This is a genomic window from Agaribacterium haliotis, from assembly GCF_002312815.1.
Classification (GTDB): domain Bacteria; phylum Pseudomonadota; class Gammaproteobacteria; order Pseudomonadales; family Cellvibrionaceae; genus Agaribacterium; species Agaribacterium haliotis.
In genome coordinates, this window is sequence record NZ_NKQJ01000004.1 from 44,811 (window position 1) to 59,433 (window position 14,623).

The 14,623-nt window shown below is 53.1% G+C and carries 16 protein-coding genes; 6 read left to right on the forward strand and 10 right to left on the reverse strand.

The window, feature by feature from the left end:
• Positions 1-20: 20 nt before the first annotated feature.
• Positions 21-1,541, reverse strand: a complete 1,521-nt coding sequence (locus tag CFK45_RS06165; RefSeq protein ID WP_096085564.1) for a YifB family Mg chelatase-like AAA ATPase — start codon at positions 1,539-1,541, stop codon at positions 21-23.
• Between the two features lie 91 nt (positions 1,542-1,632).
• Positions 1,633-1,890, reverse strand: a complete 258-nt coding sequence (locus CFK45_RS06170) for an accessory factor UbiK family protein (RefSeq protein ID WP_096085746.1) — start codon at positions 1,888-1,890, stop codon at positions 1,633-1,635.
• Positions 1,891-2,256: 366 nt separating this feature from the next.
• On the opposite strand from CFK45_RS06170, the gene CFK45_RS06175 reads away from it, so the two are divergent.
• The 5 genes from CFK45_RS06175 to CFK45_RS06195 all read left to right on the forward strand — a co-directional run bounded on the left by CFK45_RS06175 (position 2,257) and on the right by CFK45_RS06195 (position 5,516).
• Positions 2,257-2,913: a TorF family putative porin gene (locus tag CFK45_RS06175; RefSeq protein ID WP_096085565.1), complete on the forward strand. Its 657-nt coding sequence runs from the start codon at positions 2,257-2,259 to the stop codon at positions 2,911-2,913.
• 63 nt (positions 2,914-2,976) lie between these two features.
• Positions 2,977-3,315, forward strand: coding sequence for a P-II family nitrogen regulator (gene glnK / locus CFK45_RS06180; RefSeq protein WP_096085566.1), 339 nt, complete (start codon positions 2,977-2,979; stop codon positions 3,313-3,315).
• A 38-nt stretch (positions 3,316-3,353) separates the two neighbouring features.
• Complete coding sequence (locus CFK45_RS06185; RefSeq protein WP_096085567.1) at positions 3,354-4,610, forward strand: ammonium transporter; 1,257 nt, start codon at positions 3,354-3,356, stop codon at positions 4,608-4,610.
• A 176-nt stretch (positions 4,611-4,786) separates the two neighbouring features.
• Complete coding sequence (locus tag CFK45_RS06190; protein WP_096085568.1) at positions 4,787-5,125, forward strand: P-II family nitrogen regulator; 339 nt, start codon at positions 4,787-4,789, stop codon at positions 5,123-5,125.
• Positions 5,126-5,294: 169 nt separating this feature from the next.
• Positions 5,295-5,516: a hypothetical protein gene (locus tag CFK45_RS06195; RefSeq protein ID WP_096085569.1), complete on the forward strand. Its 222-nt coding sequence runs from the start codon at positions 5,295-5,297 to the stop codon at positions 5,514-5,516.
• Between the two features lie 28 nt (positions 5,517-5,544).
• Here the strand turns inward: CFK45_RS06195 and xerC are convergent, their stop codons facing one another.
• The 8 genes from xerC to rsmD all read right to left on the reverse strand — a co-directional run bounded on the left by xerC (position 5,545) and on the right by rsmD (position 13,521).
• Positions 5,545-6,459 (reverse strand): tyrosine recombinase XerC, encoded by a 915-nt coding sequence (gene xerC / locus CFK45_RS06200; protein ID WP_096085570.1) that lies wholly within the window; start codon positions 6,457-6,459, stop codon positions 5,545-5,547.
• Positions 6,456-7,124, reverse strand: coding sequence for a DUF484 family protein (locus tag CFK45_RS06205; RefSeq protein WP_096085571.1), 669 nt, complete (start codon positions 7,122-7,124; stop codon positions 6,456-6,458). The genes xerC and CFK45_RS06205 overlap by 4 nt, the downstream gene beginning before the upstream one ends.
• Positions 7,121-7,951 (reverse strand): diaminopimelate epimerase, encoded by an 831-nt coding sequence (gene dapF, locus CFK45_RS06210; protein ID WP_096085572.1) that lies wholly within the window; start codon positions 7,949-7,951, stop codon positions 7,121-7,123. Before dapF ends, CFK45_RS06205 begins: the two co-directional genes overlap by 4 nt.
• Entirely contained in the window at positions 7,951-9,207 is a 1,257-nt protein-coding gene (gene lysA, locus CFK45_RS06215) for a diaminopimelate decarboxylase (protein WP_096085573.1), read from the reverse strand. Before lysA ends, dapF begins: the two co-directional genes overlap by 1 nt.
• A 12-nt stretch (positions 9,208-9,219) precedes the next feature.
• Positions 9,220-9,393, reverse strand: a complete 174-nt coding sequence (gene lptM, locus CFK45_RS18235) for an LPS translocon maturation chaperone LptM (RefSeq protein WP_143247488.1) — start codon at positions 9,391-9,393, stop codon at positions 9,220-9,222.
• 55 nt (positions 9,394-9,448) lie between these two features.
• On the reverse strand, positions 9,449-12,241 hold the full coding sequence (locus CFK45_RS06220) for a class I adenylate cyclase (protein WP_096085574.1): 2,793 nt from the start codon (positions 12,239-12,241) through the stop codon (positions 9,449-9,451).
• A 68-nt stretch (positions 12,242-12,309) separates the two neighbouring features.
• Positions 12,310-12,789, reverse strand: coding sequence for a pantetheine-phosphate adenylyltransferase (gene coaD / locus CFK45_RS06225; protein ID WP_096085575.1), 480 nt, complete (start codon positions 12,787-12,789; stop codon positions 12,310-12,312).
• A 138-nt stretch (positions 12,790-12,927) separates the two neighbouring features.
• On the reverse strand, positions 12,928-13,521 hold the full coding sequence (rsmD, locus tag CFK45_RS06230; protein ID WP_096085576.1) for a 16S rRNA (guanine(966)-N(2))-methyltransferase RsmD: 594 nt from the start codon (positions 13,519-13,521) through the stop codon (positions 12,928-12,930).
• A 35-nt stretch (positions 13,522-13,556) separates the two neighbouring features.
• Between rsmD and ftsY the strand changes: the two genes are divergently transcribed.
• Entirely contained in the window at positions 13,557-14,597 is a 1,041-nt protein-coding gene (gene ftsY, locus CFK45_RS06235; RefSeq protein WP_096085577.1) for a signal recognition particle-docking protein FtsY, read from the forward strand.
• Positions 14,598-14,623 lie beyond the last annotated feature (26 nt).

The following is a 14,623-nucleotide window of genomic DNA, read 5'->3' on the forward strand; positions in this document are numbered from 1 at the left end:
TACGGGAACTCTCCGGGTGTTTAGCCCAGTCGGGCATAAAAACGATCAAAGTTGCGATAGCCGAGCGCCTCGCTCAAATCGCCGGCACTGATTTGTGTTTCTTGTTTGAGGTCGGCGATGCTGCGCGCGACCCTGAGGCAGCGATCGTAAGCGCGGGCACTGAGGCCGAGTTTGTCCATAGCTCTTGCTAAAAGTTGGTGCTCACTTTCGCCAAGCTTGCAGTATTCCCGAAGTTTGTCGCCACTTAGCTCGGCATTACTACAGCTCTGGCGGCGATGCTGTAGATCGCGACTTTGGCGCACTCGCTGCTGGACCTCGGCGCTGGTATCGCCTGTGCTGTTGTTTTCACGCAGCTTACTCAGTGCAACCTTTTCGACTTGAACCTGAAGGTCGATGCGATCGAGCAAGGGGCCGCTAATTTTGTCTTTATAGTTGAGTATGCGTGTTGGCGTGCAGCTACAGCGCTGACCGCCGTCGCCGTAATGGCCACAGGGGCAGGGGTTCATCGCCGCGACCAGTTGAAAGCGCGCTGGAAAGTTCACTTGCGCCGATGCGCGACTGATGCAGATTTCACCGCTTTCCATCGGCTCGCGCAAGTGTTCGAGCACTGAGCGCTTAAACTCGGGCAGCTCATCGAGAAACAGTACGCCGTGGTGGGCAAGGCTGATTTCGCCGGGGCGCGGTTGCGAGCCGCCACCGACCAAAGCCGGCGCCGAGGCGCTGTGGTGAGGTTGGCGGAAGGGGCGGTTGAGGCTGACAACAACAGACTTTTGGCCAATAGTATTGGCGACAGAGTGAATGCTGGCGAGCTCAAGTGCCTGCTCCTGCATCAGCGGTGGCAGCAAGCTTGGCAGGCGACTGGCGAGCATGCTTTTGCCGGTTCCGGGCGGGCCAAACATCAACAGGTTGTGGGCGCCGGCGGCCGCGATCTCGAGGGCTCGTTTGGCGCTGTGCTGACCGATTACATCGGCCAGTTCGAGGCCGCCGTTCAGCTGCGCTAGCTTGCGTTCGGGCGCGCGGGGCAGCTTTTCACGTTCGTACAGGTGGGCACATACTTCGAGTAAGCTTTTTGCAAGGCCGTTAGCACCGTTGCAGCACAAGCCGAGCTCCGGGCTGTTGTCGTGTGAGCAGATAAGCGTTCGATGCGCCGCTTGGCACGCGAGTGCAGCGGCAATCGCACCGCGCACAGCCCTGAGCTCGCCGTTTAACGCGAGTTCGCCGATAAATTCACTGTGCTCAAGCAGTTTGCCGGGAATCTGCTTCGACGCCGCGAGAATGCCGATGGCTATTGCCAGGTCGTAGCGCGCGCCTTCTTTGGGTAGCTCAGCCGGAGCCAAGTTGATAGTGATACGCCGCTGTGGAAATTCAAAGTGGCTGTTCAGCAGGGCGCTTCGCACCCGGTCTTTGCTTTCTCTGACGGTCGTTTCCGGCATGCCGACAATATTAAAAGCCGGCAGGCCGTTGCTGAGGTGGCATTCAACCCGCACAGCGGGCGCTTGCACGCCGACCTGGGCGCGGGTGTGCACAATGGCAAGACTCATAGATTTCCCTATCTACAGTGGCTATGGCAGGTAAAGATGAGCGTCCATGCTCACCTGCTTAAATAACTAAGCTCGGCTAGTGAAGCTTAGTTTAGCTCTGTTTTTGAGAGTTCTGCAGGGCCTGCTCTAATTGTGCGAGCTGTTGCTCCAGGGCGTCGACCTTTTCGCGAGTGCGTTCAAGTACGGCTTGCTGAGCATCAAACTCTTCGCGGCTGACCAGGTTTAACTTGCGCAGTGACGACTCGAGCAGCGTGCGAACCTTCGCTTCGCCGTCTTGTTTCAGTTCACTGAGTGCTTCCGGGCTCTGCGGTAACTTGGCAAAAATCTCTTTGGCGAGTTGGTCGATCATAAGTGTAATTTCGCTAAAAAAGTGAGCAGTTATATTAACAATAATGAGCATGCTTAGGCACTACAACGGTGCTTTGTTGGCTGTTTTAGATGCAATTAAATTCAAACCGATTCAAGCATTTGGCGTCGCTTTTAATTTTTTGATTTAACTCAAGCTTAATTTTGTTTTGTTTTGGTGCGCGCGCCCTGTTGCGGAGTTTGTTGGGCACCATTATAGTGCTTTTTGCTCGGCATAAGCTGGGTTTCGGGTACGGGTATTTTTTATAACCTATTGAATATTAAAGGAATATTAATGTTGGCCTGGATGCTGCTAATTTAACGGAAGCTAATTGTATTAGCCATAAAAACAAATTTTGGAGGAAGCATTATGAAATTTACTCAAAAAGCTATCGTTGGTGCTATTGCCGCCGCGACTATGTCTGCGGCTATGGTTCCAGCTGTCAATGCAGAAGTTACTGCAAATGCCGGTTTTGTCACTGACTACTACTTCCGTGGTACTGCCCTTGGTAATTCAGCTGCATACGCTGGCGCTGATTACAGTGCAGGCGGTTTCTACGCTGGTACTTGGTGGATCAACGACGGTAACGGTGCTAACGACGGTTTAGAAAACGACTGGTATCTCGGTTACGGTGGCGAAGCTGGTTCTTTCTCTTACGACGTCAGCTACGTTAACTACCAGTACACCTATGCCGACAACTGGGAGCACGAACTTGCTTTGAACCTCGGTGTGGCTGGTTTTAGCCTCGGCCTTGTTGCCGGTGATGCTGAGCCAGGTGTAGATGATGTGGATGCAGTTGGTTACAACGTATATACCCTTGGCTACGAAGTTTCTTTCTTTAGTGCAACGGTTGGTCAGTGGGAAAACGATGACGATGGCGAATATCAGTGGGCTGAAATCAGCTTCTCTGGCGACATTGTTGAAGGTGTTTCTGCTTCTTTGACTATGGGCGCTAAAGCCGAAGACGATGTTGATAACGACGGTTATATGTTCCTCGACATCAGCAAGTCTTTTGACCTGATGTAAGTAAAGCTCTAGCAGGCGCCATTCGAGCGCCTGTTTCTTTTTTTAATCAACAGGAGCAGTTCAATGAAACTGATCACGGCTGTCATCAAACCGTTCAAACTCGACGCTGTTCGTGAAGCTTTGTCTGAGATTGGTGTACAAGGAATTACCGTTACTGAAGTCAAAGGCTTCGGTCGTCAAAAGGGTCACACGGAATTGTACCGCGGCGCGGAATACGTCGTAGATTTTTTGCCAAAGACCAAACTCGAAGTTGCTGTGGCTGATGACCAGGTTGACTCCGTTGTTGAGTCCATCAGCAAAGCTGCTCACAGCGGCAAGATTGGCGACGGCAAAATCTTTGTCAGCGCTCTGGAGCAGGTTATCCGTATTCGCACCGGCGAAAGCGGCGACGACGCTCTGTAATTACTACCCGATAACAATTCCCTACCCGGAGAACTGCTATGGAAAATCAAATTTTCGAATTGCAGTACGCCATGGATACTTTTTATTTCCTGATTTGTGGCGCACTTGTAATGTGGATGGCCGCGGGCTTTGCGATGCTCGAGTCCGGCCTGGTACGTGCTAAAAACACGACCGAAATTCTGACTAAAAACGTCGCTCTGTTTGCTATCGCCTGTACGATGTACCTCGTTTGTGGTTACGAATTTATGTACGGCGGCGGCTGGTTCTTGAGCGGTGTTGAAACCACTGGCGGTATTGATGTAGCTGCTGCATTAGCTGCTTCAGCCGAAAATGGTTTCGACGGCGACTCTGTTTACTCAGGCGCTTCTGACTTCTTCTTCCAGGTTGTATTTGTTGCTACCTGTATGTCTATTGTTTCCGGTGCGGTTGCCGAGCGTATGAAGCTTTGGGCTTTCCTCGCTTTTGCAGTTGTTATGACCGGTGTGATCTACCCAATCGAAGGCGGTTGGACTTGGGGCGGCAACTCTGTATTTGGCATGTTTGAGCTGAACTACAGTGACTACGCAGGTTCCGGTATTGTTCACATGGCTGGTGCCGCTGCTGCTCTGGCTGCTGTGATTGTGCTTGGCCCGCGTAAAGGCAAGTACGGCCCCAACGGTGAAGTTAACGCCATCCCCGGTGCCAACCTGCCTCTGGCAACCCTCGGTACCTTCATCCTGTGGATGGGCTGGTTCGGTTTCAACGGCGGTTCTACTCTGAAGCTTGGCGGCATTGAAGTGGCCAACGAAGTAGCCAACGTATTTATGAATACCAACGCTGCTGCCGCTGGTGGCTTGATCGCTGCATTGATCACTGCTCGCATTCTGTTTGGCAAAGCCGACCTGACCATGACCCTGAACGGTGCTCTGGCTGGCCTGGTTGCGATCACTGCGGATCCAGCTTCTCCAAGTGCCCTCGGCGCAACGATTGTTGGTGCGATCGGTGGTGTACTGGTTGTATTCAGTATCCTGACTCTCGATAAGTTCAAGCTCGATGACCCTGTCGGTGCGATCTCTGTACACGGTGTAGTTGGTATCTTCGGTGTACTGGCTGTCTGTGTTACCGGTGGCGCCAGCTTCGGTGGTCAGTTGGTCGGTCTGTTGACCATCTTCATCTGGGTATTTGTTACTTCTCTGATCGTTTGGTTTGCTCTGAAAGCTATTATGGGCATCCGCGTCAGCGAAGAAGAAGAGTACGAAGGTGTGGACTTGAGCGAATGTGGTATGGAAGCATACCCAGAGTTCACCAACAAATAAGACTTAGATCAGTCTTAGCTGTGAAAAAACCGGGGCTTGCCCCGGTTTTTTTGTGTTCGCAATAAAAGCGTTTTACACTCTGCTGCTGCGCTCAGGCGGCACAGAAGTGGCCGGTGCAGCAGAGGTCCCCGGGTTTATGCCGGGCCCTGTATGAAATAAGAACAAACAGGTGCAATATGAAATTAATTACCGCAGTGATCAAACCTTTTAAACTGGACGATGTGCGTTCTGCCTTGTCTGAAATTGGGGTACAGGGTTTAACGGTGACAGAGGTAAAAGGCTTTGGCCGCCAAAAGGGCCACACCGAGCTCTATCGCGGCGCCGAGTATGTCGTCGACTTTCTGCCAAAAATGAAGCTTGAGCTTGTCGTTGATGACGCTGTATTGGATCAAGCCATCGATGTGATCTCGCAAAATGCTCAGACCGGAAAAATTGGCGACGGTAAGATTTTTGTGCAGAACATTGAGAATGTTGTGCGTATTCGCACCGGCGAAACGGGTTCTGAAGCCATTTAAGTGCTGTTATTGCTCCGGTTTTGCGTTATTGCGGTGCAAAATCGGAGAGTTCTACTTCCTCCCTTTTTTATAAAAAAATTATCTAAAAATTCTTTATAAAAACTTAGTTTCTTTCACGGTTCTCATCTATAAATTTTTTTCGTGTACAACGCTATTGAGGGGATGGCGCATGGAAAATCAAAGTAGTAACCACGAAATTGATGCTGCTGATATGGAGCACGGCGGCGAAGCTCAGATGCTGATGCAAAATAAAGAAGCTGAGCGCCAGCAAATTCAAGCCGATATAGAAGCCTTTTTAGCCGGTGGCGGCAAGATTAGTGCTGTCGGTGATGACGTCATGGCCGACCCACCAAAAAAACCGGAATCCAGTTACGGCAGCCAGCCTATTTAAAGCCTGCGCGACACTTTGTGATTCGGCTTTAGTTTTTTTTCTTTGCCCTGGGGTGGGCCGCGTCGTACACCTTGGCTAGATGCTGGAAGTCGAGGTGGGTATAAATCTGGGTTGTGCCGATATCGGCGTGGCCCAGTAGTTCTTGTACGGCGCGCAAATCGCCACTCGACTCTAGCAGGTGGCTGGCAAAGCTGTGTCTCAGTTTGTGTGGGTGCAGGTGCTGGCTCAGGCCCTGCTTTTCGGCCATTTCTTTAAGCCGTTGCTGCACACTGCGCGCGCTTAAGCGCTGGCCGCGCTGGCTTAAGAACACGGCTTGTTCACTCGGGTTTTTAACGATGGCTGCGCGCTCGGCCAGCCACTTGTGTAGCGCGGCGATGGCCAGCTTTCCGAGCGGTAGCACACGCTGCTTGTCGCCTTTACCGGTTACGCGCACTTCAGCGCTATTAAAATCGATATCCGTTAAGTTCAGCCCGCACAGTTCACTTAAGCGCAGGCCCGAACCGTACATCAGTTCAATAACCGCCAAATCTCTAATTTCCAGAGCGTCGTCGGTGCTGCGTTCTAACAGCGCGCTGACGGCGTCAGCATCCAAGGCCTTGGGCAGTTTTTTGGGGGCTTTTGGCGCGTGCAGGGCGATGCTGGGGTTGAAGTCTATGTGTTGGTGGATCTTAAGCCAGCGACAGAAACTGCGCACACTGCTCAGCCAGCGCTTCAGAGATGAGGCCTGCAGGCCACTGAATCTCAGCTGTTGCAGGCAATTGCGCAGCAAGGCATCCGATAGCTGGCCAACGTCACTGATATTGCGGGCCAGACAAAATTCATTGAGCTTGGCCAGGTCTCGGCGATAGGCACTTACGCTGTGCGGGCTGTAGTTTTTTTCGGTCTTAAGGAAGAGCAAAAAGGCGTCGATGGCCTGGTTCAGCTGCAGCGCGTGAGGCTTCAAGCCCGTGCCCTAAAGTCGCGAATACTGCGGCTGAGCACTTCGGAAATATAACTCAAAAACATCGTGCCCATGCCGCTGTGATAATAGTTTGCATCGCGATTGCCAATGGCTACTACGCCATAGAGCTCACCGTAGGCGAGCACCGCCAGCGCCGCTGAGCCGATTTCCTGGGCCCGCTCGCCAAACAAGTATTGGCGCTCAGTTTCACCTAAGCCACCGCCTATGGTTTGTCTGGCCTTGAGGTACTTGCCGATATGTTCTTGGGCGCTGCTCAGTTTTTCATTGCGTGCGCGGCTGAGCCCCGGGCTATCAAATAAAATAACCTCGGTGTACTGCACACCGAAGTCGCTGTCGAAACTGGAGTAAACAATGTCGATGGCCTGACTCAAGTTGTTGCTGTCGAGCAGGGATAAAACCAGTTGTCGGGTATGGCTAAACAGCCTGTCATTTTCGCGGGCATTGTTGACCAGGCTGCTAAGGCGGTTGCGCAATTCGGTATTTCGCTCGCGCAGCACCGCCTGTTGTTTTTCGACCAGAGAGATGGCTTGACCTGGGTTATGCGGTACGCGCAGCTCGCTCAGCAGTTTCTCGCGCCCTTCAAAAAAGTTGGGGTTTTGCTTGAGAAACGCCGCGACCTGATTGGCGTCGATGTCATCTGGGCTCATATCTTTATCTGTCCGTGAAATACGGTGGTGGCGGGGCCGGTCATCAGCACGGCTTTTCCGGGGCCCTGCCATTCTATTTCGAGCTCGCCACCGGGCAAATGAATAAGCACCCTGGCGTCGATCAAATCGCGCAGGCGGGCGCTGACTGCTGCGGCACAGGCACCGGTACCGCAGGCGAGGGTTTCCCCGACGCCGCGCTCAAATACGCGCAGCTTAGCTTCACCGCGGCTGACAAGCTGCATAAAACCTGCGTTAACTTTGTTGGGAAAGCGCGGGTGCTGTTCAACTTCCGCACCGTCTATAAGCACGGGATAGCTGTCGACATCATCGACAAGCGCAACTGCGTGTGGGTTGCCCATGCTGACAGCGCCGATTTCGAGTTGTTTGTTGGCGAGCTGCAGTTTGTAGGTGGTGGCTTTGCCCTCGGCATCAAAGGGAATTTGGGCCGGCTCGAGCTCGGGCACACCCATGTCGACGGTCACTTGTTTGTCTTTGCGAACCTTTAAGCTGAGTAAACCGTTTGCAGTTTCGACACGAATAGTATTTTTGCTGCACAGGCCGCGCTGCTGTACAAAGATGGCAAAACAGCGCGCGCCGTTGCCACAGTTTTCAACTTCGGAGCCGTCGTTATTAAAAATTCGATAGCGAAAATCGGCAGCCGGGCTGCGCGGTGGTTCGACCAGCAAGACCTGATCGCAACCGACACCAAAATGCCTATCGGCGAGCTTGCGAATTTTAGCTGGGCTCAGGCTCAGTTTTTGGCTGACCCCGTCGAGCATGACAAAATCATTGCCTATGCCCTGCATTTTGGTGAAGCGCAGGCGCATTAACTGCCCCCTTTGCTGATCAGCGCTTCGCCGCGGACAAGGTCGTCGTAGTTCTCGCGGGCGCGCACAAGGTGGTGCTCGCTGCCGTCGACCATTACTTCGGCTGCGCGGCCGCGACTGTTGTAGTTGGAGCTCATAACAAAACCGTAAGCGCCGCTGCTCATCAGTGCTAAGCGATCGCCGCAGCTCAAATTGAGGGTGCGCTCTTTGGCAAGAAAATCGCCGGTTTCGCAAATCGGGCCGACTAAATCCCAGGTTTGAGTTGGCCCGGCTTTGCTCTCGAGCGGCTCGACGGCCTGCCAGGCTTGGTAAAGCGATGGCCGGATATTGTCGTTCATCGCCGCGTCGACAATGGCAAAGTTTTTGTGTTCGGTCGGCTTTAAATAGATGACTTCGGTCAGTAACACCCCGGCATTGGCCGCGATCGAGCGGCCCGGCTCAAAATACAGCGCCAACTGCCTGTCGCCGAGCCGCTGTTTGACGCTGGCGATATAACTTGCGATGTTCGGTGCGACTTCATCTTTGTAGCAGACACCGAGGCCGCCGCCGAGATCCAGGTGCTCGATATGAATACCTTGGCCTGCAAGCGTGTCGATTAATACAAACAGGCGCTCGAGCGCATCAAAAAATGGTTGGGTTTCGACCAGCTGCGAACCGATATGGCAATCGACGCCAACGATATTCAGGCCCGGTAGCGACGTCGCGTGAGTGTAGACGTCGGCCGCTTTTTGAATGTCGATACCAAATTTGTTTTCTTTTAAGCCGGTGCTGATATACGGGTGGGTTTGGGCGTCGACATCGGGATTAACACGCAGGCTGATATTGGCCTGAAAACCGTTGCGGCTGGCAACCTGGCTCAATACCTCGAGCTCGGCTTCAGATTCGACGTTAAAGCAGCCTATGCCCTGCTCTAATGCAAATAGCATTTCGTCTGCGCTTTTGCCGACACCGGAAAAAATAATTTTGCTGGCCTCACCGCCCGCTTGCAGTACGCGCTGCAGTTCACCTTTACTAACGATGTCAAAACCTGCGCCGAGTTCGGCTAAAACCTGCAATACGGCAAGGTTTGAATTGGCTTTAACGGCGTAGCAGATTTGTCCCGGGTGACTGCCAAGAGCGTTGGCATAGCTGAGATAAGCCTCGCTCAAGGCTTTGCGGCTGTAGATATACAGCGGCGTTTGATAGTGATCGGCCAGTTGACTTAAGGGCAGCTCTTCACAGTAGAGGCTGGTGGCCCGGCGTTGGAATACAGACATAGCAAACTCGTATTAGTCGGAAGCCGCCGGCTGCTGCAGGGCTTGTTGCTCCTGCTCAATAGGGTCGAGCAGTGGCCCTTTTTGACCGCAGGCACTAAGGCTCGCACTGAGCAATAACAGCGAAGCTGCAAACGCGGCGCGCTTTAAAGTGGCGCTTTGCGATTCGAGTGCGGTGCGGTGCAGCATGGCAGTTTCCGTAAAATTTCAAACCGCCGAGTATAGCTTGCACAGCTTGAGCTGGCTACGCTGGTGGCTGTTGCGCTGGCGCGTGTTGCAGCTGCGCCGCGTTGTTTAGTTGCTCTTCTATCTCTGCTTTTAGCTGCAAGTAGTGGCTGCTTTGAATCGCGCCGTCGAGAGCGAGTTCGTCGCGAACAAGGCTGAGGTCGAGATCGCTTAAGCAGATTGTTTGGTTTCTGCGCTTAGTGCGTTGTCGAAGTATTTTGGTCGCGACCTCGGAGTAGAGCTGCTGCGCTTCGTCGTTTTGCATGCGCTCGCTGTCTACTTCAAAGTCGTAGTGCAGCTGGCCGTTGAGCATGCGCGCATAGGCTTTAATTTCAGGCTCACTGTCGCTGCCAAAACGGTACTCGATCTGCTGTTGCCTGAGGCTCAGCGCCGCGTTTTTGTGTTTTTGTATGCGATAAAAATAAATGGGGCAGACGCCGAAGTCTTCAAGCAGTTGTGGCTCGAGATGGCACTGGCGCTTAACGACATTGCGCAAAAAAAACTGCAGTGTTTTTAAGTTGTGTATTGTTTTATCGCCGCGCAGGCTGAGCTGAATAATGCTGCCTTTTTCGTCGGCAATATAGCAGCGGGTGCCGATATCGTAGTGGCGATAAAAAACGTGAATGCAATTGCGCTTTAGTTTTTCGGCTATTAAGGGCAGCGCGCTGTCTTGCAGGCAGTTGCGATCAATGTGCAGAGGGCTCCACAGGCTTTGCGGCTGGGAAAAACTTTGAATCAGGGCCTGTTCGCTTGTAAACGCGTTTGTGCGCAGGTGTTCGCCCTGGCGCTGCAAACAGTACCAGTGGCCATCCCAGCTAAAAGCGTAGCGCTGCTGTTCGCTGCCGTGCGAGAAAAATACGGAGTACAGGTCGTCAAACCACTGCTGGCTTTTCTGTTCGACATATTGGCTGCGCTGTTGGCTGAGGCAGTGAATTTCAAGTTTGGGCACGCGCTTTTTATTGTTGTTGCCGAGGCTGAGGCTGAGCACGTAGCAGGCGGCATCGACAAGCGCGCGCTCGCCCGAAAAATGACGATTTTGCAGCTCGAGCCAAGTATTCAGGCTCAGGCAGTCGACGCCGTGTACAAGTTGTTCGCCGGTTTGGGTGCTGTAGCTGTGCTTGTTTGTCAGTTCGCTGTTGATGAGCAACAGCAGCTTGTCGCAGCGCGCAGCGTGGTTAAAGGCCCGGTGTTTGGCTTGTCTTTGTGACGGCAGCCAGCGCAGCAATAATTGCCTGATGCGTTGCAGGCGCGAGTTTTCGATCTGCCAGTTACTCTGCAGCAAGCTCTGTTCATCGCAGACACCGTTGTAGCACGCCCAAAGTACAAGTTGAATTAAGCTTGCCGCCCGGTGAAGTACGGTTTTGTTGTCTCTTTCAGTGGCGAGCAGCTGCCATTGCTGTTGATTTTTTTCCAAGCCTAAACTGCTTTCACTCAGGTCGCGGCTGATGCCGGGGTTGATCCATTCAACTTTATCGGCGCGCTGCTCAAATGCAGCCTGGAGTTTGCGCCCGAGTATATTTAATTCGCCGGCATCAATTTGAATGTCACTGTGCTGCTGCTGGGCAAAATCGAGCAGGCTCTGGTAGGCAAAATTGAGTTCGCGCACTAGTAGCTTGCGCTCATCTTTGACGGTTTCAGCTTTCCAGTGCTTGCGTGCATCAAGTTTTTGCAGCTGTGGTTGCGACCAGGCCCACTGCTCCAATAGCTGTTTCATTGCTTGCTGCTGCCAGGGGCGAGCTGAGCTTCGCTTGCCGCACTTCGACATCGCCCGCCCCACTTTAAAATAAAAACAGTGGCGAGCGAGCTCGAGGCGCAATTTTTGTTTGTGCGTCAGCAGGTAGCGCTCTATGCGCCGGTAGGTGAGTACGTAGGCGTCGAGCTGGTCAATATCCGTATCGCCGTCGTAAATGCGGCGTTTAAAATCCAGTGCCAGGGTTTGTATATCTGGCCACTGGCTGACATAGACTTCGAGCAGCAGCAGTTTCAGCACACTTTTGTAGGGCGCATCAATGGCCTTGTACAGCTGCCAGATTGCCGCGCCGATAAACTCTTCGGCAGGCACATTGGCAACTGAGCCAAAATCGATAACCGGGTCACCGGGCAAGTATTTTTGTTTGATCAGGCGCGCGCAGTGCTCGGAGTAGTTTTGTTCGTCGGCCGGCGGCACGTACCACCACAGCGGTATTTTCCCGGCGAGGTAAATGCTCGAGCGATAAAATTCATCTAGCAGCAATAAGCGCTGGGCCGAGCCGCTGCTTTCCTGGTCCATGCCGGCGATACCTTCGGCGCAAAAGGCCTCGGCATTCATTAAAAAAATATGCAGATCGAGGCGCTGGCGCTGGGCCCAGTCGGCGATCGCGGAGGCTTTTTTTTGCAGCAGTTTTAGCTCTTGTGTTTTTAAGTCCGGGCTGTGGCAGAGCCAAATATCAATGTCGCTGCCGCGGCTCTGGGCGATGCTACCGACACTGCCCATCAGGTAAATAGCGTCGATCGCACAGTCTTCGTAGCTAAAACTGGTTTCGGTAAAGCTGCGGGCAAAACTGCGCAAGCTTTGCAGAGCGCTTTTTTCTGGAGTGAAGTTGCTGATCTTATTTGGGCACTGGCGCCCGCAAAAACCCGGCAGCATTGGGTGGTTGTAGTGAAACAGCAGTGCCAGCACTTCAATAATTTTTTGCTGCTGTTCATCTAGCGCGCTGTAAAGGCGCTGGCAGCGCTGGGCATTGATAGCGAGAAAGCGCTTGCGAATAGTACTTAGATTTTGCCTGTCAAAACCGTTGGCAATGCGCTTTATGCTGTGCTGATTGTGTTCCACTGAGACCTGCTGTTTGCTGTCGAGCGCACAAACGCACTCCAGCTTTCAGCTTAGTCGAGCGGCGCTGTTCAGGCTTTGAACTTTTCTCGCAGCGCCGCTTCTACTTGTCGTGGCACAAATTTGCTGACGTCGCCGCCCAGAGAGGCGATCTCTTTGACCAGTGACGAGCTGATGTAGCTTAAGTGTTCGGCCGGGGTCAAAAACAGGCTCTCCATAGACGGGGCGAGCGCGCGGTTCATATTGGCCAGCTGGAATTCGTATTCAAAATCGCTGACAGCGCGCAAGCCGCGAACCACGCCGTAGGCGCCTTTGTCTTCGACCAGGTCTTTGAGCAGGCAGTCAAAACCACAGACTTCGATATTGGGGATGTGTTGCAGCACTTCTTTGCACATGTCGACGCGCTCGTCGATGCTGAACAGCGGGTTTTTCTTGCGGCTGGCAGCAACGGCGACAACCACGTAGTCGCTGAGCTTGCTCGCTCGCTGAACAAGGTCGATATGGCCGTTGGTGATCGGGTCAAAGGTGCCTGGATAGACAACACGTTTCATGGCAAACCTGGGGTCTGAGGAAAGAAAGTGCGCGGATTTTAGCGCTTTTTTAACTTGTGCGTCAGTTTTCTTAACTGAGCTGAATCAAATGCCGAGGGCTGTGATTACTCGAGAGAGATACTTTTCTTGTACTGCCGCTTAGCCAAGATAGCGAAACAGCTGCACTGTCACTGCGCCGGCCTTTAACTGTTTGTGCACAACAAAACCCTCTGGCAGCTCAAACTTTGTCTCATTCGGGCTTTCGACGTATATTAGCGCTTCGTCTGCCAGCAGCTTTTGTTCGACAAGCGCGGTTAAGCTTGTTTGCCAGAGCTCGGCGGCAAAAGGGGGGTCGACAAAGACTAATTTAAATTCTTTGTTGTGCTGCTGTTTAAGCCACGTCACGGCATCGCCGTTGTACAATTGCCAGCGATCTGGTTCGGCCTTAAGTGTCAGCAGGTTGTCTTTCAGCTGGGATGCTGCCTGAGAGTGTGTTTCGATAAACTGTACAAAGCCGGCACCGCGGCTGAGTGCCTCGAGGCCGAGTGCGCCGCTGCCTGCGTAAAGATCCAGGCACGCTGCGCCGTACAGCTCCGTTGCCAGCCAGTTGAACAGGGTCTCGCGCACGCGATCCCCGGTGGGCCTGAGCCCATCGAGCTCGCAGACGGGCAACAGGCGCCGCCGCCACTGGCCGGCAATAATACGAATTTTGGACTGGCCGTGCTGGCGTTGTTTCGAGCGCGCTTTATTCAAGGTCAGGTCTCTTATCTAAGTTTGAGCGAAGTTTAATGTTTTTCCGACGTAAAAAAAGCGAAGAAAAGAAGCAGCTTGACGAGCCGCAGGCGCAGGATCTTGCGCAGACAGCTGAACCGCCGCAGGCCGAGGTTGAAGCCGGCGAACAAAAGCCGAAAAAACTCAGCTTGTTTGAGCGCATTAAACAGGGCTTGGCGCGCACAGGAAAGCCGCTGAGCTCCGGCCTTGGCAATTTGCTGCTCGGCAAAAAGAAGATTGATGATGAGCTGCTCGAAGAGCTTGAAACCATTTTGCTGACAGCCGATATCGGTGTCGAGGCGACCGAGCAGATTATTGATGAACTGACGGCCAAGGTTGCGCGCAAGCAACTCAGCGACAGCGAAGCCCTGCTCGACGAGCTTAAGTTAATGCTGAAAAACATGCTGCAACAAGTCGAGAAACCTCTGCAGATTGATGCGGCCAAAGAGCCTTATGTGATTTTGGTTGTCGGTGTGAACGGTGTCGGCAAAACCACGACAATCGGCAAGCTCGCCAAGCGCTTACAGAACGAAGGTAAAAGCGTGATGCTCGCTGCCGGCGACACCTTTCGCGCGGCTGCAGTTGAGCAGCTGCAGACCTGGGGCGAGAGAAATAATGTGGCGGTTGTGGCGCAGCATACCGGCGCTGATTCCGCATCGGTGGTATTTGATGCGCTGCAAAGTGCCAAGTCCAAAGGTGTTGATGTACTGATTGCCGATACTGCCGGGCGCTTGCACAACAAGAGCAACCTGATGGAAGAGCTGGCTAAGGTCAAGCGAGTTATGGCGAAGCTCGATGACTCTGCGCCGCACGAAGTGTTATTAGTGCTCGATGCCGGTACCGGGCAAAACGCCGTTAGCCAGTTGGATCATTTCTACGAAAGCGCTGGGGTCAGTGGTTTGGCTTTGACCAAACTCGACGGCACCGCTCGCGGCGGGGTTATTTTTGCGTTGAGCCAGAAACACGGCGTGCCGCTGCGTTTTATCGGCGTCGGTGAGAGCATTGATGATTTACAGGTCTTCAATGCTCAGGCCTTTGTTGATGCTCTTTTTGCTTAAAAGAGCCAGGTAGTTACTCTGAGTTT